The 22,922-nt window shown below is 69.6% G+C and carries 16 protein-coding genes; 13 read left to right on the top strand and 3 right to left on the bottom strand.

Annotated features, from left to right (window positions below; genetic code table 11):
* Nucleotides 1-254 precede the first annotated feature (254 nt).
* The 6 genes from speB to ACFWZ5_RS35565 all read left to right on the top strand — a co-directional run bounded on the left by speB (nt 255) and on the right by ACFWZ5_RS35565 (nt 8,912).
* Complete coding sequence (speB, locus tag ACFWZ5_RS35590; RefSeq protein ID WP_384798470.1) at nt 255-1,229, top strand: agmatinase; 975 nt, start codon at nt 255-257, stop codon at nt 1,227-1,229.
* Nucleotides 1,226-2,917, top strand: a complete 1,692-nt coding sequence (locus ACFWZ5_RS35585; protein ID WP_384798467.1) for a thiamine pyrophosphate-binding protein — start codon at nt 1,226-1,228, stop codon at nt 2,915-2,917. Before speB ends, ACFWZ5_RS35585 begins: the two co-directional genes overlap by 4 nt.
* Nucleotides 2,918-3,035: 118 nt before the next feature.
* A complete protein-coding gene (locus tag ACFWZ5_RS35580; protein ID WP_384798464.1) occupies nt 3,036-4,316 on the top strand; it encodes an ATP/GTP-binding protein in 1,281 nt (426 codons plus the stop codon).
* Nucleotides 4,316-4,996, top strand: coding sequence for an RloB family protein (locus ACFWZ5_RS35575; protein ID WP_384798461.1), 681 nt, complete (start codon nt 4,316-4,318; stop codon nt 4,994-4,996). Before ACFWZ5_RS35580 ends, ACFWZ5_RS35575 begins: the two co-directional genes overlap by 1 nt.
* Before the next feature lie 93 nt (nt 4,997-5,089).
* The gene (locus ACFWZ5_RS35570; RefSeq protein WP_384798458.1) at nt 5,090-7,714 is read left to right on the top strand and encodes an N-6 DNA methylase; all 2,625 of its coding nucleotides are present in this window, start codon (nt 5,090-5,092) and stop codon (nt 7,712-7,714) included.
* Entirely contained in the window at nt 7,707-8,912 is a 1,206-nt protein-coding gene (locus ACFWZ5_RS35565; RefSeq protein ID WP_384798455.1) for a restriction endonuclease subunit S, read from the top strand. Before ACFWZ5_RS35570 ends, ACFWZ5_RS35565 begins: the two co-directional genes overlap by 8 nt.
* Here ACFWZ5_RS35565 and ACFWZ5_RS35560 read toward each other — a convergent pair.
* Nucleotides 8,887-9,333, bottom strand: coding sequence for an ATP-binding protein (locus ACFWZ5_RS35560; protein WP_384798452.1), 447 nt, complete (start codon nt 9,331-9,333; stop codon nt 8,887-8,889). The two genes, ACFWZ5_RS35565 and ACFWZ5_RS35560, sit on opposite strands and share 26 nt — an antisense overlap.
* A 186-nt stretch (nt 9,334-9,519) precedes the next feature.
* Between ACFWZ5_RS35560 and ACFWZ5_RS35555 the strand changes: the two genes are divergently transcribed.
* The 4 genes from ACFWZ5_RS35555 to ACFWZ5_RS35540 all read left to right on the top strand — a co-directional run bounded on the left by ACFWZ5_RS35555 (nt 9,520) and on the right by ACFWZ5_RS35540 (nt 15,824).
* A complete protein-coding gene (locus ACFWZ5_RS35555; RefSeq protein WP_384798473.1) occupies nt 9,520-10,278 on the top strand; it encodes a GntR family transcriptional regulator in 759 nt (252 codons plus the stop codon).
* Between the two features lie 100 nt (nt 10,279-10,378).
* On the top strand, nt 10,379-13,987 hold the full coding sequence (locus ACFWZ5_RS35550) for a type I restriction endonuclease subunit R (RefSeq protein ID WP_384798449.1): 3,609 nt from the start codon (nt 10,379-10,381) through the stop codon (nt 13,985-13,987).
* Nucleotides 13,988-13,992: 5 nt separating this feature from the next.
* The gene (locus ACFWZ5_RS35545; protein ID WP_384798446.1) at nt 13,993-14,772 is read left to right on the top strand and encodes a M48 family metallopeptidase; all 780 of its coding nucleotides are present in this window, start codon (nt 13,993-13,995) and stop codon (nt 14,770-14,772) included.
* 122 nt (nt 14,773-14,894) lie between these two features.
* On the top strand, nt 14,895-15,824 hold the full coding sequence (locus ACFWZ5_RS35540) for a serine hydrolase (RefSeq protein ID WP_384798443.1): 930 nt from the start codon (nt 14,895-14,897) through the stop codon (nt 15,822-15,824).
* Nucleotides 15,825-15,857: 33 nt separating this feature from the next.
* On the opposite strand, the gene ACFWZ5_RS35535 is transcribed toward ACFWZ5_RS35540, so the two are convergent.
* Nucleotides 15,858-16,193 carry a hypothetical protein gene (locus tag ACFWZ5_RS35535; RefSeq protein WP_384798440.1) on the bottom strand — a complete coding sequence of 112 codons (336 nt, stop codon included), beginning with the start codon at nt 16,191-16,193 and terminating at the stop codon, nt 15,858-15,860.
* Nucleotides 16,194-16,352: 159 nt separating this feature from the next.
* On the opposite strand from ACFWZ5_RS35535, the gene ACFWZ5_RS35530 reads away from it, so the two are divergent.
* A complete protein-coding gene (locus ACFWZ5_RS35530) occupies nt 16,353-20,105 on the top strand; it encodes an ABC transporter ATP-binding protein (protein WP_384798437.1) in 3,753 nt (1,250 codons plus the stop codon).
* A 26-nt stretch (nt 20,106-20,131) separates the two neighbouring features.
* On the opposite strand, the gene ACFWZ5_RS35525 is transcribed toward ACFWZ5_RS35530, so the two are convergent.
* On the bottom strand, nt 20,132-20,611 hold the full coding sequence (locus tag ACFWZ5_RS35525) for a hypothetical protein (RefSeq protein ID WP_384798434.1): 480 nt from the start codon (nt 20,609-20,611) through the stop codon (nt 20,132-20,134).
* A 228-nt stretch (nt 20,612-20,839) separates the two neighbouring features.
* On the opposite strand from ACFWZ5_RS35525, the gene ACFWZ5_RS35520 reads away from it, so the two are divergent.
* Both ACFWZ5_RS35520 and ACFWZ5_RS35515 read left to right on the top strand, forming a co-directional pair.
* Entirely contained in the window at nt 20,840-21,235 is a 396-nt protein-coding gene (locus ACFWZ5_RS35520; protein ID WP_384798431.1) for a hypothetical protein, read from the top strand.
* Between the two features lie 161 nt (nt 21,236-21,396).
* Complete coding sequence (locus ACFWZ5_RS35515) at nt 21,397-22,842, top strand: S28 family serine protease (protein WP_384798428.1); 1,446 nt, start codon at nt 21,397-21,399, stop codon at nt 22,840-22,842.
* The last annotated feature ends 80 nt before the right edge of the window (nt 22,843-22,922 follow it).

Here is a 22,922-nt window from a genome sequence, read left to right as displayed (position 1 = left end):
TGAAACTGAACCCCCCCCCCCCCCCCGACTTGCCTGGGGAGGCGCCCCCGACCCCCCACATAAACCGCCGGAGGGGCTAGAACTTTCGCCGGTGCGGCAAGGTTTTAGCCCGTCCGGCGTTTGAGGACGAGGCCGGAGGCCGATTGCTTTTCGGGGTGCCAGGGGCTGGCCCCTGGTTCGGGAAGGGGCGGGACTGGGGCGCCCCGCGAGGGCCCACACTGAATACACAACCGCACCACCAGGAGACACCGATCATGACCAGCACCGACAACCCCACCCCGCGCGGCCCCGTGGACTCCTCGCGCATCCCGCGCTACGCGGGCCCCGCGACCTTCGCCCGCCTCCCCCGCCTCGACGAGGTCGGCACGACGGACGTCGCCGTCGTCGGTGTCCCGTTCGACACGGGCGTCTCGTACCGCCCGGGCGCCCGCTTCGGAGGGAACGCCATCCGGGAGGCGTCCCGCCTGCTCCGCCCGTACAACCCGGCCCAGGACGCGTCCCCGTTCGCCCTCGCCCAGGTCGCCGACGCCGGCGACATCGCGGCGAACCCGTTCAACATCAACGAGGCCGTGGAGACCATCGAGGCCGCCGCGGACGACCTGCTCGCCACCGGCGCCCGCATGATGACGCTCGGCGGCGACCACACGATCGCCCTGCCGCTGCTCCGCTCGATGGCGAAGAAGCACGGCCCGGTCGCGCTCCTGCACTTCGACGCGCACCTCGACACGTGGGACACGTACTTCGGCGCCGAGTACACCCACGGCACCCCGTTCCGCCGGGCCGTGGAGGAGGGCATCCTCGACACCGAGGCGCTCTCCCACGTCGGTACGCGCGGCCCGCTGTACGGCAAGAAGGACCTCACCGACGACGAGAAGATGGGCTTCGGCATCGTCACGTCGGCGGACATCTACCGGCGCGGCGCGGACGAGGTCGCCGACCAGCTGCGGCAGCGCATCGGGGACCGGCCGCTGTACATCTCCATCGACATCGACTGCCTCGACCCGGCCCACGCGCCGGGCACGGGCACGCCGGAGGCCGGCGGCATGACCTCGCGCGAGCTCCTGGAGATCCTGCGCGGGCTCGCCTCCTGCAACCTGGTCTCCGCCGACGTCGTCGAGGTCGCGCCCGCCTACGACCACGCCGAGATCACGGCCGTGGCCGCGTCGCACACCGCGTACGAACTGACGACCATCATGTCCCGCCAGATTGCGGAGGCCCGCGCGAAGTGACCCATGACCACGACCTGGAACTGAGGCCCACGGCCGCCCAGACCGAGGCCGCGCTGAACCCGCCCGCCGGGCGCAACGGCGGCGACCTCGTCGTCGAGACCCTCGCCGGGCTCGGCGCGTCCACCGTGTTCGGGCTCCCGGGGCAGCACGCCCTCGGCATGTTCGACGCGCTGCGCCGCTCCGGCCTGCGGTACATCGGCCTGCGCGTGGAGAACAACGCCGGGTTCGCGGCGGACGCGTACGGCCGGGTCACGGGGGAGGTGGCGCCGCTGCTCCTTTCCACCGGGCCCGGCGCGCTCACCTCGCTCGCCGCGCTGCAGGAGGCCGCCGCCGCCAGCGCGCCCGTGCTCGCCATCGGCAGCCAGATACCCGTCGCCGGGCTCGGCGGCGGGCGCCACGGCTATCTGCACGAACTGCGCGACCAGCAGGCCTCGTTCCGGGACGTGGTCAAGTCCGTCCACACCGTGCGGACGCAGTCCCAGATCCCGTCGGCGATCGCCGACGCCTGGGAGTCCGCCCTCACCGCGCCGCACGGCCCGGTGTGGGTGGAGATCCCGCAGGACGTGCTGCTCGCCGCCACGTCGCTGCCGGTCGTCACGGCCGTGGACGCGACGCCGCACGACCTCGTGCCGCGGCCCGAGCTGACCGCCGTCGCCGCCGACCTGCTCACGAGGGCCGAGCGGCCCGCGATCATCGCGGGCGGCGGTGTCGTACGCGCCGACGCGTCCGGCAAGCTCCGCGCGCTCGCCGAGAAGCTGGCCGCGCCGGTCGTCACCACCTTCGGCGGCAAGGGCGCCTTCCCCTGGGAGCACCCGCTCTCGCTCCGGTCGTGGCTGGAGGACCGGCACACCACCGACTTCCTGGAGGACGCCGACGTCCTGCTCGTGGTCGGCTCCGGGCTCGGCGAACTGTCCTCCAACTACCACACGTTCAAGCCCCGCGGCCGGGTCGTCCAGATCGAGGCCGACCTCGGCAAGCTGGAGTCCAACCACCCGGCTCTCGGCATCCACGCGGATGCCCGGCTTGCCCTGTCGGCACTCCTGGAGACGGTGGGCGAGCGGACCGACCCGGCGGCCCCCGAGCGGGTCGCGGCGGTGCTCGAAAAGGTGCGCGAGCGCATCGACGGGCAGGGCCTCACCCTGGAGCAGGACGTCCTCGCGTCCGTGCGGGCCGCGCTGCCCGACGGCTCCCCGTCGTTCTGGGACATGACGATCCTGGCGTACTGGGCGTGGTCCGCGTTCGACGCGCGGCGCCCGAACACCATGCACTCCGCGCAGGGCGCGGGCGGCCTCGGCTACGGCTTCCCGGCCGCCATCGGCGCGGCCGCCGCCGACCCCACGCGGCCCGTCCTCGCCGTCTCCGGCGACGGCGGCGCCATGTACTCCATCGCCGAGCTCGCCACGGCCCGGCAGTACGGCCTGGACGTGACCTGGCTGATCGTCGACGACGGCGGCTACGGCATCCTGCGCGAGTACATGACGGACGCCTTCGGCGAGACGACCGGCACCGAGCTGTCCCGGCCCGACTTCGTCGCGCTCGCCGAGTCCTTCGGCGTGCCGGGGGTGCGGACCTCGCCCGAGACGCTGCGGGACGACCTCGCCAAGGCGCTCGCCGAGCCGGGGCCGAGCGTGGTCGTGCTGCCCGCGGTCCTCCGGATGTTCGCGCCGACGCACCTCGGCGAGAGCTGATCACCCATTCGCCTGCCCGCGCCCCCTGGCGGCGGGTATGGTCCCGGAGGCCGCAGGCGGCCCTGACCGGGCCGGTGTCGTACTCGACGACTACGCTGAGCGAGGAGAGGAGGGCGGTGTGCTGCTGAGATTCCGCGTCGCGAACGTACGGTCCCTGCGGGATGAGCAGGAGCTGTCCTTCATCGCGCCAGAGGATGAGCGGAGCGGGGCGGCGATCCCCGTGGAGCTGGCAGGCGGGGGTGCGGCGGCCGTCTTCCCACTGCTTGGCATCTTCGGAGCCAACGCCTCGGGAAAGTCGAACGTGCTCGCCGCGCTCGGCGACATGCGCAACGCCGTACTGAATTCCTACGCACACTGGGCCGCTTACGATGGCCCCCAGCGCCGCGTCTTCGCCCTGAGCCCGAAGAGTGAGGCTGAGCCGTCCTTCTTCGAGGTCGATCTCGTCATCGACTCGGTCCGCTGGACGTATGGCTTCGAGTTGGGTCAGTCCCGCGTTGAGTCCGAATGGCTGCACAGCTATCCGCGTGGCCGCCGCCAGGAGTGGCTGGACCGGGACGCTTCCAGGCCAGAGGTCTTCAAGTGGCCGGGCGGCCGCGTCCGCGACCGGGCTCAGCTTGTGCGCCGCACGCGGCCCAACGCACTGGTCCTGTCCACGGCGGGCACGGACAACCACCCACAGCTGTCACCGCTCTTCCACTGGTTCCGCAAGAACCTCTGGTTGATCGGTCCAGAAATCGAGCGGGAGCAGCGCGAGAACTTCACTACACGGGAACTGGCGGGTCCCCGGGCGGCGCGTATCCGTGAGCTGCTACGGGTGGCCGACCTCGGTATCACTGGGGCCGAAGTGGCGGAGGACGGCCCCGCAGAGCGAAGGATCAAACTGACGCACCGCTCGGCCGCTGGCGAGGTGCCCTTCGACTGGCGTACGGAGTCGTACGGCACCAGGTCGTGGTTCGCCCTCCTGGGACCCATGCTGCTGGCCCTCGACGAGGGGGCTGTCCTGCTGGTGGACGAACTGGACGCGAGCCTGCACTCGCGGTTCGCCGCGGAGGTCATCCGGCTCTTTCACGATCCGCACTCCAACCCCAACGGCGCACAGCTCGTCTTCACGTCCCACGACGCCACGGTCCTGACCACCCCCAGCGGCGAGCGGCTCCTGGATCCAGGACAGGTGTGGCTGACGGAGAAGGACAAGGAGGGGGCGACGGAGCTGTACTCCCTGACCGACGCGGCCCCGGGAGAGGACGAGGACCTCACCCAGTCCTACTTGGCGGGCGCGTTTGGTGGGGTCCCGTCCCTTCTGGAGGGGCAGATCGCCCGGCGTCTCCTTGCCGCGCGTGAGTTCGGTGCGTACGACGAGCTAGCTGACGAGGTGACCGACCAGGTGGGGCAGGGCTGATGGCGCGGGCGAAGGGCAAGGATGATCTGAGGCGGCCGTCGGGAGGCGGCACGCGGCGCAAGCGGGTCGTCCACGTCTTCACCGAGGGCAAGGTGACCGAACCCTCGTACATCGACATCCTCAAGGACGAGGGCGTACCGGCCGACGCGTCCCTGAAGGTCGAGGTGCACGTCGCCAACAGAAAAGACCGTGACTCGGTCCGCACCCCCCTGGACCTCGTCGAGCGTGCAGTACGCCTGATGCGCGAGGAATCGCGCAACGCCAAGCGCGCCAAGCTCAAGAAGGAGTTTCTGCCGCAGGTCTGGTGCCTGTTCGACCGTGACGCGCACGAACACATCGAGACCGCCCTGAAGCAGGCCAGGGAAGGCAATGTCCGGGTCGCCTTCTCCCACCCGTGCTTCGAGATCTGGCGCCTCCTCCACCACAAGTCCGCGACGGGTACTTTTAACGGGGTCTGCGGCGAGGCAACAAGACGCCTGCCGTTTGCAAACACCACTCCTGATTCGGACAACATCAAGCTGGTGCTTCCACACCAGATCACCGGCCGCTTCAAGACGGCCAGGGACAACGCCAAGCGTATGAACGCCCAGCACGGCGACCATGTGTCCCTTCTGCACCGCGACCCCTACACGGACGTGCACGTGTTCGTGGAGGAAGGGCTCGGGCTCAAGGCGTACTGAGCGAGCGCCAGGAACCAGGCGCGTACGGATTTCGGTACGGACCACGACCGCCATAGAGTTTGGCCGTCGTCTTGAGGTCTTAGGGAGTCGTACGTGGCCAAGCTCACGCTAGCCCAGCTGGAGCGGCATCTGTTCGCCGCCGCGGACATTCTCCGCGGTACGATGGATGCCTCTGAGTACAAGGACTACATCTTCGGGCTGCTCTTCCTGAAGCGGGCCAACGATGAGTTCGAGGCCGCCCGTGACGAGATCAAGCGGCAGGCGGTCGAGGAACTCGGGCTTGCCGGTGAGCTCCTTGAGGGGTACCTGGAGGACGAGTCCGCGTACAGCGACCGGGACGTGCTGTTCGTACCGAAGGCGGCCCGCTGGAAGCTGGTCTCCTCGGCCACCCACAACATCACCGAGGAACGGCTGCGCCCGGCGCTCCAGGCCCTTGAGAGCCAGAACGCCAAGCTCAAGGGCCTCTTCGACCACCTCGACTTCAACCGCATCGGCGGTTCCGGCGCGGCAGCGGGCGCGGCGAAGCTCGCCGACCAGCGGCTCAAGCTGCTCATCGCCCACTTCGGGCGCATCCGGCTGCGCACGGACGACTTCGAGTTCCCGGACCTCATCGGCGCCGCCTACGAGTACCTGATCAAGGAGTTCGCGGACTCGGCGGGCCGCAAGGGCGGGGAGTTCTACACCCCGCGCGCTGTCGTCCGCATGATGGTCGAGCTGCTTGCCCCACAACAGGGCATGCGGATCTACGACCCGTGCGTCGGCTCGGGCGGCATGCTCATCCACGCCAAGGAGTATGTGGAGGAGCACGGCGGCGACACCTCGGACATGTTCTTCGCCGGCCAGGACGCCAACAGCGGCTCCTGGATCATGTCGACGATGAACATGGTCCTGCACGGCGTACGCCGCTTCGACCTGACCACGGGTGACACCCTCGCGGAGCCGACCCATGTCCCGAAGTCGGACGAGGACCGCTTCGACGGCGTACTCAGCAATCCGCCGTTCTCCATGGACTACGTGGCCGAGGGCCTGGCACACAGGACCGAGCGCACGAAGTACGGGGAGACGAGCGAGCGCGGCAAGGCCGACCTGATGTTCCTCCAGCACATGCTGTGGGAGACGAAGAAGGAAGGCCGCGGTGGCATGGTCATCACGGTCATGCCGCACGGGGTGCTGTTCCGTGGGGGTGGCGAGCAGGCCATCCGCACGCGGTTGCTGGACGAGGACGCGATCGAGGCCGTGATTGGCCTCGCCCCGAACCTCTTCTACGGGACCGGCATCCCGGCCTGCATCCTGGTCCTTCGCCCCCCGGGGTGTAAGGACGCGGACCGGGCCGAGAAGGTCCTGTTCATCAACGCGGACCGGGAGTTCCACGCGGAGCGGGCGCAGAACATCCTGCTGCCCGAGCACGCGGAGAAGATCGTTTCGACGTTCCGTGAGTACACGGAGGTGCCGGGCTTCTCCCGCGTGGTGAGCCGGGCCGAGCTGGCCGACAACGACGACAACCTCAACATCCGCCGCTACGTGGACAACACGCCGCCACCAGAGCCGCAGGATGTGCGGGCGCACCTGGTGGGTGGCGTGCCGCGCGCGGAGGTAGAGGCGAAGAAGTCGCTGCTTGACGCGTACGGGATCGGACTCTCGGATCTCTTCGTGGAGCGGGAGCCGGTGGATCCGGGGTATGTGGATTTCCGGCCGGAGGGCGCGCGTCCGGATATGGCGGGGCTTGCCCGACCCCGGGAAGAGGCTCTGCGGGCTGCCTTCGGTGAGTGGTGGGCGGCGGAGGCCCGGCACCTGGAGAAGGTGGCGGCGACCGAGGAGTCGCTGGCCTCGTCGACTTCGTCGGAGCGTAAGGCCGCGCTCATGGGGGTGCGGGGCGAGCTGATGTCGTCGTTCGTCTCGCGGCTCGGCGAGGTGGGGCTGCTCGACCGGTACGCACTCGGGGGTGCGGTCGCCGGGTGGTGGTACGAGGCCAAGTACGACTTGCTGGCGCTGTCGGAGAACGGGTTCAAGGGGGTCCTTGACGGTTGGGTCGAGAACGTCGACACGATGCTGGCGCCCGAACAGGACCCGCGCACGAAGAAGCTGCGGAAGCGGACGGCGGCGGAGCGGCGGCAGGCGTACGACCACAAGGTGGTCGCGGCCATTGCCCCGGACTTCCTGGAGGAGCTGGCGGAGGCGGACGCGCGGAAGGCGGAGCTGGACGCGCGGCTGAAGGAATTGGAGGGGCGGTTGCCGAAGACCCCCTCCGGTGAAGGCGAGGAAGGGGCTGTGGCCACGTCCGACTCCGAGGGTACCGATGACGACGCGGCCGATGAGGAAATCACCCTCTCCCCTGAGGAGTTGGCGAAACTCCTGGCCGACATCGCGGCGGTGAAGAAGAGCCGCACGAAGGCGGGCGCAGTGGTCAAGCGCCTTGAGGCGGACTTCTGGTTCCCGTATCCGAGCGATCCGCCGAAGCTGGGCGAGGAACCGCCCCGGCTGTTCCGGGCGCGGGACGCTCTGGACGCGGAGGGGCAGCGCCGGGTGGTGCTCGACCTGCTGCGGGATGACCTTGCGGCCAAGCTGGACGGGCATGTGGTGCGGTGGCAGCGGGAGTTGGCAGCGTCGTATGAAGTGTGGGAGAGCAAGTACGCGGTGTCGTTGGCGGAGATTCGGGCGGGGCGGGAACGGGCTTCGGCGGCGCTGGATGGTTTCATGAAGGAGCTGGGGTATGCGTGAGCTGGCTCCTGGGTGGGCATTGGGCAGGGTCGGTGACCTGTTTGACATGCAGCTCGGCAAGATGCTGAGCAAAGAGGCAGCTGCGGGGCCTGAACAACGGCGATACCTGACCAACAAGAACGTTCAGTGGAACAGGGTGGACTTTGAGGCGCTGAATTACATGAGCTTCAGCGCGGCGGAGCGCGAGAAGTTCCGAATTGTTCGCGGCGATTTGCTCGTTACTGAGGGAGGCGAAGTCGGACGGACGGTGATCTGGCAGGAGGAACTTGAGGAATGCTATTTCCAGAAGTCGCTGCATCGCCTGCGATCTCGTGGCCAGATCGAGCCTCGGTTCATGCTGCACTACATGAACTACGCGGCCCGCTGGCAGATGTTCACAGATTCGGTGGGGCAGACGAGTATTGCCCACCTGCCGCAGGATAAGTTCGCTGAGCATCTGGTTGCGTACCCGGCTGACCTAGCAGAACAGCGACGCATCATTGACGCTATTGACAGCCTGGAGGAGGTGGAGCACGGTATTGAGGCGTCGATCGCTAAGGTGAGTTCTATGGCGTCTGGGGTAGTGGACGGGTTGTTGGGCGGAATGAAATGGAGTGTGCTCCTGCCTGACGCCTTGGCCGAGCCAATCCGAAACGGCTATTCACCTGTGGAGAGCGCCGACTGGACCGGCGTGCAGATGCTTGGACTTGGAAGTCTTACGCCAAAGGGGTTTGATCCTGTCCAGCTGAAGAATGCCCCACCATCTGTTACGTCTGAGCACTCAGCCGTCCTAACGGATGGAGATTTGCTGATGAGCCGAGCCAACACCCGTGAACTGGTCGGATTGGTAGGTGTCTACCGTGATGTGGGGACGCCTTGCATCTATCCGGACCTCATGATGAGGATGCGTCCTTCGAGTCGTTGTACCGCATCATTTCTGGCCGCAGTGCTGAGCTCGAACCGGGCTCGACGAAGAATCCGTTCAATGGCGCAGGGGACTTCTGAGAGCATGGTCAAGATCTCGGCTGGAGCCGTGCGGGAGATCCGAATTCCTCTGCCAAGCATCGCGGAGCAAGAGCGTGTTCTCGCGGCGATTAGGGAAGTCGCTGCGCAGGCGGAAGCGGAGGTGAAGGAGCTGGCCAAGCTCCGCAAGCTCAAGCAAGGCCTCGTTGACGACCTGCTCTCCGGCAGGGTCACAACTCAGACTGCGGCAGCCTGAGTTCCACCCAAACCGCCTTGCCGATCCCGTATGCGCGAGGGCAGCAGCCCCACCGCTCCGACAAGGCGATCACGAGGGCCAGGCCCCGGCCGCCCTCGTCGTCAGCCCGCGCCTCGCACGGCGCGGGCTGTTTCGTGTTGGCGTCGGCGACCTCGATCCGCAACAGCCCCTCGTAGTGGGCGATCCTTACGCCGATCTCCCGGCCCGCCGGAACGTGCGCGTGCTGGATGGAGTTGGTGACCAGCTCGGAGAGCAACAACTCGGCGGTGTCGGCCACTTCGCCGTCGATCTTCCATGCGGTGAGCTGCTCGCGCAGCAGGGCGCGGGCGCGGCCTGCGCTGCGTGGGCTGCGTGGCATCTGCCACTTGACCTCGAACGCCTCAGAGCTTGCCGGTTGCCCGGACGCGGTGTGGGCTGACACGGGGACCTCCATGGCGACCTCGGGTGGGAGATTTCTCTAGAGACGTTGCCAGTGAAGCGGATGCCCTTCGTGCGCGTCAACACATCTCTAGAGATGTATTGACGCGGCTGTGGGCGGTCGATGTCCGACTGCGTCGCGCGACACGCGCTGCTTAAGGTGTCTAGAGATGATCGGAGGAGGGTTCTGATGAGTGGCCGGGGTGTGGGACGTGAGCTCAAGTACATGCGCATCGCCGCGCAGCTGCGCGCAGGGATCGAGGCTGGCGAGTACGGGCCCGGGCAGAGGTTGCCCGGTGAGAACGACCTCATGGCTGCCTATGGCGTCGCACGTATGACGGCTCGGCAGGCACTCGCCGTCCTCCAGGCAGAAGGGCTCGTCGAGGCGCGTAAAGGTGCCGGGGTGTTCGTCCGGGACTTCAGGCCGATCCGACGCCACGGCGTCGAGCGTCTCGCGCACACGCAGTGGGGCGCGGGGCGCTCGGTGTGGGCCGCTGACGTTGGGGAGCGTGACCTCGTGGTCGACTCCGTCGAGGTGGCGGAGGAGGACGCTCCCGCTGTGATCGCGGGTGTCTTGGAGCTCGGCGAGGAGGGCCGCGTATGCGTGCGTCGGCGCCGGTTCGTGCTCGATGGCAAACCAGTACTGCTCTCGGCCTCCTATCTGTCGGCGGAACTGGTCGCTGAAACGCCGATCACGCAACCGGACACCGGCCCGGGTGGTACCTACGCGAGGCTTGAAGAACTCGGTCACCGGCCAGTTCGGTTCCGTGAGGAGGTTCGCTCACGCATGCCCAACACCGACGAGTCCGCTCAACTGGCCATCTCGCCCGGGACGCCGGTCATGCTCATCGGCCGCACCGCGTTCGACGACCAGGGGCGCGCGGTTGAAGTCAACGAGATGGTGTTGGACGCATCCGCGTACGTCTTGGAGTACGGGTTCGAGGCGTGAAAGCGGCCTCCCCTCGCTTGGCCTGAACCCTCCCGCTCGCCGCATGCAGCGCGCAGAATGGATCACCTGAGCGGACAGGCAAGCAGAGGGGCGAGGCGGCATGGCGGTGCAGACGGAGCGGGACGAGGTGGAGCGGCCCTTCGTCGCCCAGTTGAAGGCGATGTGCTGGACCCACTTGTCCGGCACGGACGTCGGCACGCTCGACGCCGACCTGCCGCTGCTCGCCGACCGGCTCGCCGAGGTGCTGCCGAGGATCAACCCTCGTGCCACGGACGGTAAGTCGTGGATGGACGCCGACGACATCGAGCGTGCCACGCGGGAGCTCGCCTCCGTCTCCCTCGGCAAAGGCATCGCCGACGCCAACTTTGCTACCACCGACCTGCTGCTGAACGGGTACGTCCTCCCCGCGCCCTCCGCCGCTCACGGCGGGCCCTCCGCCACCGTGCAGTACGTCGACTGGCACCCCGACCGCGTGGACGCCAACGACTTCGTCGCCGTCGACCAACTCCGCGTCAGGAACCGCTCGGGCAAGGACTCCATACTCGACGTCGTCCTCTTCGTGAACGGCATCCCGCTCGTCGCCGTCGAGTGCAAGAGCCCCGATCTCGCGGAGCCCGTCCGCGAGGCCGTCCTCGATCTGCGGCACTACGCGGGCGACCCGATCCGGGACGAGGAGGACGGTGACGCGGCGGAGGCGTTCCGTCCCGCAGGCGTCCCCGAACTCTTCCGGACGGTGCAACTGCTCGTCGCCGCGACCGGCGACACCGCGCACCTGGGCACCATCACATCCAACCCTGAGCACTTCCACCCGTGGCGCAGCATTGAGCCGGAGGACGAGAGCGTCCTGCGAAGCGAGTTGCGCAGGGCCGGACAGTCCGTCGACGGCGAGGACGGAAGGCCCGTTCCGCTCAGCGAGCAGCACAAGCTCGTCGGCGTCGTGCTGCGCCCCGCCGCGCTCCTCAACGTCGTACGCCACTACGTGATTCCGCTGCCCGTCGAGTCCGAGTCTGGGGCGGTGCGCACGGTCAAGGCCGTGGCCCGGCATCAGCAGTACCGGGCGGCCGAGAAGGCCGTACGGAGGCTGCTCACTGGGAAGACCCGACGAGGGCCCGACACCGAGGACGAGCGTGGCGGTGTCATCTGGCACACGCAAGGCTCAGGCAAGAGCCTGACCATGACCTTCCTGGTGCGGCGGGTTCATCTGCACCACCGGCTCAGCGAGTTCATGGTCGTCGTTGTCACGGACCGCACGCAGTTGCAGACGCAGCTCTCCAAGACCTTGAAGCTGAGCGAGTCCGACACCGAGACCGCCACGACCCGTACGCAGATGGAAGGGCTGCTGCGGGACGGCGGGCGGCGGGTCGTCTTCGGGATGATCCAGAAGTATGGGGGAGGCGCGGGCGGCGGGCCGGTCTTCGCCGGGGACGCGGAGGGCGGCGCTGACGACCGGGACCTCGCCGGGGAGTATGAGCGCGCCGAGCGGGCCAGGAAGAGCAGGCGCAAGGACGCTCCGCCACCGGAGCCCGACTTCCCCGAGTGCAACACCGACTCGGACATCCTCGTCCTGGTCGACGAGGCGCACCGCTCGCACACCAGCCTCCTGCACGCCGCTCTGCGCAAGGCGGTCCCCAACGCAGCGAAGATCGGGTTCACGGGTACGCCGATCATCACCGGCCAGGAGGAGGACACCCGCAGGATCTTCGGCAAGGGTGATTCGCCGAGAGGCTTCCTCGACGAATACCTGATGGAGGACGCCGAGTACGACGAAGTCGTCGTCCGGATCCGCTATGAGGGGCGCACCGGGGAGGGCGAAGTCCGGGACGGCGCACGCCTGGACCGCAACTTCGACGACCTGATCCGGGACCGCACCCCCGAGGAGCGAGCCGCCCTTCTCAAGCGCTGGCCCACCGAGCGGGACGTCGCCGAGTCCGTGCCGATGATCGCGGCGAAGGCCGAGGACATGCTGGAGCACTGGGTGACCACGGTGCTGCCCAACAGCCTCAAGGCCCAGGTCGCCGCCGTCAGCCGGAAGGCGGCCGTGGAGTACCACCGCGCACTGCGTGCCGCCCGCGACCGGCTCCTGGCAGAGCTGGCCGACTTCGACCCGGAGTCGGTGGTCGGCATCCCCTTGGAGAAGCTGTCCGCGCGGCTGCGCTACCTCCACCAGGCGTACCAGTTCCGGGCGTTGCTGCGCCGCGTCGACTTCGTGCCAGTCATCTCACCGAGTACGGGCAAGAAGCGCGGACAGTGGGCGGAGTGGACCGACGGCAACCGGCAAGAGGCGTACATCGAACGCTTCCAGCAGGGCTTCCCGATGCTGCCGCCGGATCCCGAGTGGGTGGCCACCACGCCCTTCAATCCGCCGCCCGAGCCCTCGGCAGGAGCTGAGGGCAGTACAGAGGCGAACAACCCGTGGTCCGACACGGCGGCCGATGAGCCGCAGGCCCAGGCGCGTCGGCGGGCCGTACCCGATCCCGTACACCCCGACAGCCCCATCGCCTTCCTGATCGTGAAGTCCATGCTGCTCACCGGCTTCGACGCCCCGCGTGAACAGGTGCTCTACCTGGACCGGCCGATCCGGGACGCCGAGCTGCTCCAGGCCGTGGCCCGCGTCAACCGGCCGCACCCGGGCAAGAAGGTCGGCTACGTCGTGGACTACTACGGTGTCTTCGGCCACCTCAACGACGCGCTCGCCGGCTACCGCAAGGCTGACATCAGCGACACCATGCGCAGCCTGTCCGAGGAGATCGAGGGCCTGGCACCGGCCGCCGAGTTCGTACGCGAGTTCCTGACGCTGAACGGAGTCACGGACGCGGACCTGTCCGACCCCGCCCGGCTTCGGGCAGCCGTGCGCCTCCGCTTCCAGGACGAGGCCACGCGGTTCGCGTACGACGAGGCCCTGCACAGGTTCCTCGCCGTCATGGAACGCGTACTGCCGCACGAGGCCGCCCTCGACCACGTGGCTGACGCCCGGCGCTGGAGCCTGCTCCAGAAGCGTGTCCGTCGCCACTACCGGGACGGCGAGGGCGGGACGTTCACCCTGCGCCGCTACGGCCGCAAGGTCCGCGCGATGATCGCCGACCACCTGGAAGGGCCGGAGATCGAGCAGGCGATCCCGCCCGTCTCGCTCACTGCGCCCACTTTCGACGATGCCATGCGGACCCTGCCCGCCAGCGAGGCGGCGGCCGAGATGGGGCACGCCCTCCGCTTCCACCTGGAGGAGCGGGTCAAGCGGGAGGACCCGGAGAAGTACACCCGCCTCTCGGAGCGCCTTGAGGAGATCCTGCGGACCATTCCCGGCCGCTTCGAGGAGCAGGTCGAGCAGTTCGGGGAGCTGATCGAGGAGGCCAGGCGGGAACAGGAGACCGACCCGGAGCTTGCGGGGCTGACGCCTCTCGAGCAGCGGGTCTACCGGCTGGTGCAGCAGCTTCTGGAGGAGAATCCGGGGATCCGGCAGGCCGAGGGCGCGGCTCGTCCACTGGCTGGCGCCGTGTGCGACATAGCGGCACAGACCATGGCCAAGGCGTCATACCAGGGTCAGCACCAGGACATCACGACGCTCGCGAAGGCCATTCAGCAGCGGCTGATCGCGGGAGGGCTCAGGCCGAGCGGTGCCGACTGGGCCCCGCTGCGCGGCATGGCCGAGCGCATCGCGGCCTATGCGGAGGACAACCGTCAGCAGTTCCTGCGCCGGGCCCGGGGAGAATAGGGCGTGTGACCGCCCTCGCCGAGAAACCGCCCGCGCCCGCCCACGGCGACCTGCTGACCGTCGACGGTCTGTCGCTGTGGGTGCGCACCAGCGCGCGCAGGACACGGTTCGCGCTCACGGTCGAGTCTGACGCGAGCCTCACTTTGCACACTCCCCTGGGGCGCACGACCCGGGAAGCAAAGGAGTTCGTACGGGCGCACCGGGCCTGGCTGGTGGCGAAGCTCGGTGAGCGGGAGCGGACCCGCTCGCTCAGCCCGGCCAAGCGTCTGGCCGACGGGGAAGTGTTCCGCTATCTCGGCCGGACGTATCGGCTCGCCGTGGTGCCGGACACGAAGCTGCCGGACGAGCGGGTGCGGCTCGTGTCCGGTCGGCTCGTGTTGGGGCGGGGGCAGGCAGCGGATCCGGCCGCGGGGCGTGCGGTGCTGGTCGACTGGTATTGCCGGACGGGCCGGTCCTGGGCGGGGAACCGGCTCCAGCCTTGGGCCGCGCGCATGGGGGTGGCCGAGCCGATGCTGGAGGTCCGGGACCTGGGGCAGCGCTGGGGATCGTACCGATCAGGGGACGGAGCAGGCGCCCCTGGCCTGATGAGCCTGGGGTGGCCCCTGTTCCAACTCCCCATGCACTTGATCGACTACGTCATCGCACATGAGCTCGCTCACGTGAAGGTGTCCGGGCACCGTGCGGACTTCTGGCGACTGGTGCGGCTCGCGCTCCCCGAGTACGAGCAGCGCAGGGCCGACCTCGATGAACTGGGGCGGCGCATGTGGATGGGCGCGGTTGTCTGAGCCCGTAACCGATCAGTTTCGTCACAGCGGGGTTTTCTGTACAACCATTCACTCGTGTAGGTGAGTCAAGGGATACGCGTGTGCCGGGGGCGCACGCGTTTCCGACTACGGGGGGAACCTCCATGACTCACCGCATATCCCGTCGTGCCCGCGTCCTGAGCGCAGGCGTGGCCGCCGCCGTCCTCGTGCCGGTCGCGGGGGCGGCCGTCGCCACCCCGGCCGCCGCCGCGGCGCCGAAGGTCAGCTGCACCTCGGCGCAGCCGGAGCTCGCCAAGAAGCTCACGAAGGACATCACCGCCGCCCTGAAGAACCGCAAGGGCACCATCGCGGTCGGCTTCCACGACCGCGCCACCAAGACCACCTGCACCCTGCGTGCCGGGACCGCGTTCGACTCGGCCAGCGTCGTCAAGGCGACCGTGCTCGCCACGCTCCTGTGGGACGCCAAGAAGCACAACCGGCACCTGACGGACCGCGAGGCGAACCTCGCCACCGCCATGATCACGAGGTCGGACAACAACGCCACCAGCACCCTGTGGCGCCAGCTCGGCGCGAGCAAGGTCAAGAAGTTCCTCGCCGCCGCCAAGATGACCAAGACGGTGCCCGGCTCCGGCGGCTACTGGGGCCTCACCCGCATCAACGTCACCGACGAGCAGAAGCTCCTCGCCCTGATCACCGGCAAGAACGACGTGCTCAGCGACAACGCCCGCGCGTACATCCTGAAGCTGATGGGCAAGGTCGTCCGCGACCAGCGCTGGGGCACCCCGGCCGGCGCCCCGTCCGGCACCTCCATCGCCGTCAAGAACGGCTGGCTGCCGCGGTCCACGCACGGCTGGCGCGTGCACAGCATCGGCGCCTTCAAGGGCCGCGGGCACGACTACACGATCTCCGTGCTCACCCACGGCAACAGCAGCATGAACTACGGCGTCGACACCATCCAGCGGGTCGCCAAGGCCATCCACAAGGACCTGACGCCGATCTCCCAGGCCCCCACGCGGTTCGCCCCCACGGACACGCCGAAGGAAGCGGCCGTCCCGGTTCCGCAGGCGGGCTGACCCCCCGGGCCCGTCCGGACCGCCGGGCGGGCCCTAGAGCCGCCCCTGCGCCGACTGGAGCGCCAGGCCCGCGAGGAACGGCACCCCGACGAGGAACAGGTGCGTGAAGGCGGTCTTCCAGTAGCGGAACACCGCCGCGGCCGCGGCGCCGCCGCCCGCGAGCCAGCCCACGAGCGCCACGATGCCGTCGCGGGCCGCGTCGGCCTCCCGGAGCTCCTCCGGCGTGGGCGTGCCGAACGTCAGGCCGGCCATGCAGAAGCCGTAGCCCGCCGAGACCACGATCAGAACGTCGAGGACGGCCACGGCGAAGGCCAGCACGCCGTCGTTCCCGCGCGGCGGGCGTGCCGGGGACAAGAGTTCGTGAGACATCCCCGCATCGTCCGTCGGCACGGGCCCACGGGGCCTGAGTATCCGTACTCAGGCCCCGTTCACGTGCCGGGCGCGGAGCCCGTCGATTGTTGCGGCGGGATGAAATCCGCAGCCCAGTGCGTTGCTGCTCTCGGCAGAGACAGCGGCAGGAGGCGGACAGTGACAGAGCGGCCGGAACAGCCGGAGCAGCGGGAGCGGCAGGGCTGGGCGAAACGGCTGTGGGGTTATGCCTGGCGGCACCCCGCCGACGTCGTGCTCGCGCTCGGGTCGTCCCTCGGCGGCATGGCCGTCATGGCCGTCGTCCCGCTGCTCACCAAGGTCGTCATCGACGACGTGATCGGCGACCACAGCCGCTCCATGGGCCCCTGGGCCGCCGCCCTGATCGGCGCCGCGGTCCTCGTGTACGTCATGACGTACATCCGCCGCTACTACGGCGGCCGGCTCGCCCTCGACGTGCAGCACGACCTGCGCACCGAGATGTACGACACGATCACCCGGCTCGACGGGCGGCGCCAGGACGAGCTGTCCACCGGGCAGGTCGTGGGCCGCGCCACCAGCGACCTCCAGCTGATCCAGGGCCTGCTCTTCATGCTGCCCATGACCATCGGCAACGTCCTGCTGTTCCTGCTGTCCCTGGCGATCATGGCCTGGCTGTCGCTGCCGCTCACCCTGGTCGCCCTCGCCGTCGCGCCCGCCCTGCTGTGGATCGCCCGCCGCAGCCGCGCCAAGCTGCACCCCGCCACCTGGTACGCGCAGGCGCAGGCCGCCGCCGTCGCCGGGGTCGTGGACGGCGCCGTGTCCGGCGTCCGCGTGGTGAAGGGTTTCGGCCAGGAGGAGCAGGAGACCGGGAAGCTCCGAGAGGTCGGACGGCGGCTCTACGCCGGACGCCTGCGCACCATCCGCCTCAACTCCCGCTACACGCCCGCCCTCCAGGCCGTGCCGATGCTCGGCCAGGTCGCGATGCTGGCCCTCGGCGGCTGGCTCGCCGTCGAGGGGAGGATCACGCTCGGCACGTTCGTCGCGTTCTCGACCTACCTCGCGCAGCTCGTCGGCCCGGTCCGGATGCTCGCCATGGTCCTCACCGTCGGCCAGCAGGCCCGCGCGGGCGCCGAGCGCGTCCTGGAGCTGATCGACACCCGGCCCGCCATCGAGGACGGCACCAAGGAACTGCCCGCCGACGCCCCGGCGACCGTCGAGTTCGACGACGTGTCGTTCGCGTACCAGGACGGCCCCGCGGTCCTCGAAGGCCTCAGCTTCGAGATCCGGCCCGGTGAGACCCTCGCCGTCGTCGGCTCGTCCGGCAGCGGCAAGTCCACCGTCTCGCTGCTGCTCCCGCGCCTGTACGACGTGACGCGCGGCGCCGTCCTCATCGGCGGCCACGACGTGCGCGAGCTCACGCAGGAGTCGCTGCGCGCCGCCATCGGCCTCGTCCCCGAGGACTCCTTCCTGTTCTCCGACACCGTGCGCGCCAACATCGCCTACGGCCACCCCGACGCCACCGACGAGGAGATCGAGCGGGCCGCGCGCGCCGCCCAGGCGGATCGATTCATCAGCGAGCTGCCCGCCGGCTACGACACCAAGGTCGGCGAGCACGGCCTGACCCTCTCCGGCGGCCAGCGCCAGCGCGTCGCGCTCTCCCGCGCCATCCTCACCGACCCGCGCCTGCTCGTCCTCGACGACGCGACCTCCGCGGTCGACGCGCGCGTCGAGCACGAGATCCACGAGGCCCTGCGCGGCGTCATGGCGGGCCGCACGACGCTGCTCATCGCCCACCGCCGCTCCACCCTGGGCCTGGCCGACCGCATCGCCGTCCTCGACGCGGGCCGCCTCGCCGCCATCGGCACCCACGAGGAGCTGGAGCGCACCTCACCGCTGTACCGGCGCCTGCTCACCGACCCCGACGAGCTGGGCGGCGTCTCGCCCGGCCACACCGCCGCCCGCGCCGACGACGTGCACGAGGACACCTCCGTACGCGACGAGCTGGACGCCGAGTTCGACGCCGAGCGCGGCATCACCCCGCGCCTGTGGACCGGCGACCGCGAGCCGAAGGACGCCGCGCTCTCGGGCACGCCCGCGACGCCGGAGCTCCTCGCCCAGGTCGACGCGCTGCCGCCCGCCACCGACCGGCCCGGCATCGACGAGGCCCGCGCCGTCGCGCCCGAGGAGTCGTACGGCCTGCGCAGGCTCCTGCGCGGCTTCCGCCTTCCGCTCCTGCTCAGCCTGGCGCTCGTGGCCGTCGACGCCGGGATGGGCCTGCTGCTCCCGGTCCTGATCCGGCACGGCATCGACGAGGGCGTGTCGCAGCTCGCGATGGGCGCCGTGTGGGCCGCGTCCGGGCTCGCCCTCGCTGCCGTCGCCGTCCAGTGGGCGGCGCAGACCGGCGAGACCCGCATGACGGGCCGCACCGGCGAACGCGTCCTGTACTCGCTGCGCCTGAAGATCTTCGCGCAGCTCCAGCGGCTCGGGCTCGACTACTACGAGCGGGAGCTGACCGGCCGCATCATGACCCGCATGACGACCGACGTGGACGCCCTGTCCACGTTCCTGCAGACCGGGCTCGTCACGGCCTTCGTCTCCGTCGTCACCTTCTTCGGCATCATGGTCGCCCTGCTCGTGATCGACCTCCAGCTCGCGCTCGTCGTCTTCGCGACGCTGCCGCCGCTGATCGTCGGCACGTACTTCTTCCGCAGGTCCAGCGTGAAGGCCTACGAACTGGCCCGTGAGCGGGTCTCCGTGGTCAACGCCGACCTCCAGGAGACCGTGTCCGGGCTCCGGATCGTGCAGGCCTTCCGGCGCGAGCGGGCGGGCAGCGAGCAGTTCGCGGCCCGCAGCGCCGACTACCGCGCGGCCCGCATCCGCGGCCAGTGGCTGATCTCCGTGTACTTCCCGTTCGTGCAGCTCCTGTCGTCGGCCGCGGTGGTCGCGGTCCTGGTCGTGGGCGCGCACCGGGTGGACGCGGGCACCCTCACCACCGGCGCGCTGGTGGCGTACCTGCTCTACATCGACCTGTTCTTCGCGCCCGTGCAGCAGCTGTCGCAGGTCTTCGACGGCTACCAGCAGGCGACCGTCTCGCTCGGCCGCATCCAGGAGCTGCTGCGCGAACCGACGTCGACGAAGGCGCCGGACGCGCCCCTGGAAGTGCTCTCCCTGCGGGGCGAGATCGCTTTCGAGGACGTCGACTTCGCGTACGGCTCGGGGGACGCGGACCCCGACGCGGCCGAGGAGGCCCTCAGCGGCATCCGGCTTCGCATCCCCGCGGGCCAGACGGTCGCGTTCGTCGGCGAGACCGGCGCGGGCAAGTCGACGCTCGTCAAGCTCGTCGCCCGGTTCTACGACCCGACGGGCGGCCGGGTCACCGTCGACGGCACCGACCTGCGCGCCCTCGACCTGACGTCGTACCGGCACCGGCTCGGCGTCGTGCCGCAGGAGGCGTACCTGTTCGCGGGCACCGTCCGCGACGCCATCGCCTACGGCCGCCCCGACGCCACCGACGCCGAGGTCGAGGCGGCGGCGCGCGCGGTCGGCGCCCACGACATGATCGCCACGCTCGACGGCGGCTATCTGCACGAGGTCGCCGAGCGCGGCCGCAACCTGTCCGCGGGCCAGCGGCAGCTGATCGCCCTCGCCCGCGCGGAGCTCGTCGACCCCGACATCCTGCTCCTGGACGAGGCCACCGCCGCCCTGGACCTCGCCACCGAGGCCCAGGTCAACCAGGCCACCGACCGCATCGCCGGCAAGCGCACCACGCTGGTCGTCGCCCACCGCCTGACCACGGCCGCCCGCGCGGACCGGGTGGTCGTGATGGCCGAAGGGCGGGTCGCGGAGGACGGCACGCACGACGAGCTGCTCGCGCTCGACGGGCGGTACGCGCGCCTGTGGCGGACGTTCGTGGGCGAGCCGGTGCAGGCCTGATCCGGCTGGTCCCGTTGGTCCTGCGGCTAGAACTTCTCCTTGATGTCGCTGATCTTCCGGGTGGCCAGGTCGGACTGGACCGCCAGGTAGGTGTACGTGCGGTCGGCGCCGGTGCCCCACGTCAGGCGCACCGTCGACCAGGTGTGGCCCATGCCGCTGTCGCCCGCGGTGACGCGCCAGGCGGTCGGCACGTTCTGGGCGCGCAGCACGCCGTCCGCGTCGTGCCGCCGCTCCCAGTCGGCGAGGCGGGTCCGCAGGTTCGGCGTGAGGTAGAACTTGCGGAGCTCGGCGGCGGCCTTGTTGGAGCCCGGGTCGTTGGCGACGTCGATGTACGCGCCGTAGAAGTGCGCGACGCGCTCGTAGGCGGGGCCGGGGCTGCCGTCGCGGGAGGGCGGCGCCTTCGCGGCTTCGGGGGCGGGGGCCGCCACGGCGGACGGGACCACGGCGACGGCGGTGAGCAGCGCGGCGGCCAGGGCGGCTTTGCCGAGGGCAAGGGTGCGATTCATGGAAGAGCTCCTGTTGCGGTTCTTTCCTGTCTTTCCTCTTCTGGTCCTTCTGCCTGGTTCGACAAGGGGCTCCTGCTGGGAGTTGCCCTGAAAACCGTCATGAAACGAGCCAGGAATCGTCACGTCCGGTCACGCGAAAAAGTGGGATGTCAGATTCCGCAACCATCGGGCGCCGGTCCGGCGTCCGTACCTCAGTACATTGATGCGGGGGTTACGGGAGGGGTACTCGTGAACCGTGTTCGGATCCGGCGGCGCCTGACGACGAGCGCGGCCGCGCTCACGGCTGCCCTGCTGTTCGCGCTCGCGGGCCCCGGCACGGGCGTCGCGGAGGCCGCCGCGCCCCTGTGCCCGGGCCACAAGATCCGCACCCTGCCCTTCAGCACCGGCAAGGTCGTGCTCTACAAGAAGCGCGGCTACCTGTGCGCCGTGACGTACGCCAAGAACACGACGTCGCGCAAGAAGATGTCGGTCAGCGTGCAGGCGCGCGGCAGCCGCCCCGTCCGGGACCAGGGCCAGTACGTCCGGCACGCGGGCCCGGTGAAGGTGCACTCCGGCCACCGCTGCGTGTGGGTGCGGGGCTCGGTGGGCCGCAGCGGGGTGAGCACCGGCTGGATCCTGTGCTGATCCCCCGCTGATCCGGCACTGGACCGGTGCTGACCGCTGAGCGGACACCGGTCCCCTCTGAGTGAATTTCCCTGAGTCCCGTATGTCCTCAATGTGCCCTGGTGTGCGGCGAGTTGCTCCGTTAGGTTCCGGGGGATTGCCGCGCCGACAGGGGAGGACACATGCGCAGAACGCTCAGATGGGTGCTGTCGCTCGTGGTGCTGATAGGCACCGCGGGCGCCACCGGAGCCACGGCGACGGCGGCCACGGCCGACCCGGCCGCGAAGCCCGCCACCGACACCGCCGAGTCGACCAGGACCGACATCAAGGACCGGCTCCTCGCCATCAAGGGCATGAGCCTCATCGAGGAGAAGCCGTACGAGGGCTACCGCTTCTTCGTCCTGAACTACACCCAGCCGGTCGACCACCGGCACCCCGCCAAGGGCACCTTCCAGCAGCGCATCACCGTGCTGCACAAGGACACCGCCCGGCCCACCGTCTTCCACACCTCGGGCTACGGCCTGAACACCAACCCGTCCCGCTCCGAGCCGACCCGCATCATCGACGGCAACCAGGTCTCCATGGAGTACCGCTTCTTCACGCCGTCCCGGCCGAGCCCCGCGGACTGGACCAAGCTCGACATCTGGCAGGCCGCGAGCGACCAGCACCGCATCTTCCGGGCGCTCAAGCCCCTCTACGGCAAGAAGTGGCTGTCCACCGGCGCCTCCAAGGGCGGCATGACGGCCACGTACTTCGAGCGCTTCTACCCGCGCGACATGGACGGCGTCGTCGCGTACGTCGCGCCGAACGACGTGAACAACAAGGAGGACTCGGCCTACGACCGCTTCTTCGAGACCGTCGGCACCAAGGAGTGCCGCACGAAGCTGGAGGGCGTCCAGCGCGAGGCGCTGGTGCGCCGGGAGCCGCTCGAGAAGAAGTACGCCGAGTACGCCGCCGCCAACCGCTACACCTTCAAGACCATCGGCACCCTCGACAAGGCCTTCGAGGCCGTCGTGCTCGACGTGAACTGGGGCTTCTGGCAGTACCAGCCGTCGGCCACCGCCTGCGCGAAGGTGCCGGACGCGGCCACGGTCAGCGACCAGGCGCTCTTCGACTGGATCGAGGACGTCGGCGGCTGGTCGTCGTACACCGACCAGGGCCTCGACCCCTACACGCCGTACTACTACCAGGCGGGCACGCAGCTCGGCTCCCCCGACATCAAGCAGCCCTGGCTCGGCGACCTCAGCCGCTACGGCTACCAGCCGCCGCGGAACTTCGTGCCCCGTGAGATCCCGATGCGCTTCCAGAAGAACGCGATGAAGGACGTCGACCGCTGGGTGCGGCACCACTCCCGGCGCATGATGTTCGTCTACGGCGCGAACGACCCGTGGGGCGCGGAGCCGTTCCGCCCCGCGCGCGGGGCGAAGCACGACTCGCACGTCTTCACGGCGCCGGGCGCCAACCACGGCGCGAACGTGGCCGGTCTCACGGCCCCGGACAAGACGGCGGCAACGGAACGCATCCTGACGTGGGCCGGCGTCCCTGCTGCGCAGGGCAAGCCCCTGGCTCCGTACGACGCGAAGCTGGACCGCCCTGGGCTCGACCGGAAGAACACGCTGCGGCCGTAGGCGTTTTCTCCCCCACCCCGCCCCTTCCCGAACTAGGGGGCTCCGCCCCCTAGAACCCCCTTCTATCCGGCCTGCGGCCT

It is taken from the genome of Streptomyces sp. NPDC059003 (genome assembly GCF_042740445.1).
Classification (GTDB): Bacteria; Actinomycetota; Actinomycetes; order Streptomycetales; family Streptomycetaceae; genus Streptomyces.
The sequence above is the reverse complement of the archived record's forward strand: the minus strand, read 5'-3'. Positions and strand labels throughout refer to the sequence as shown.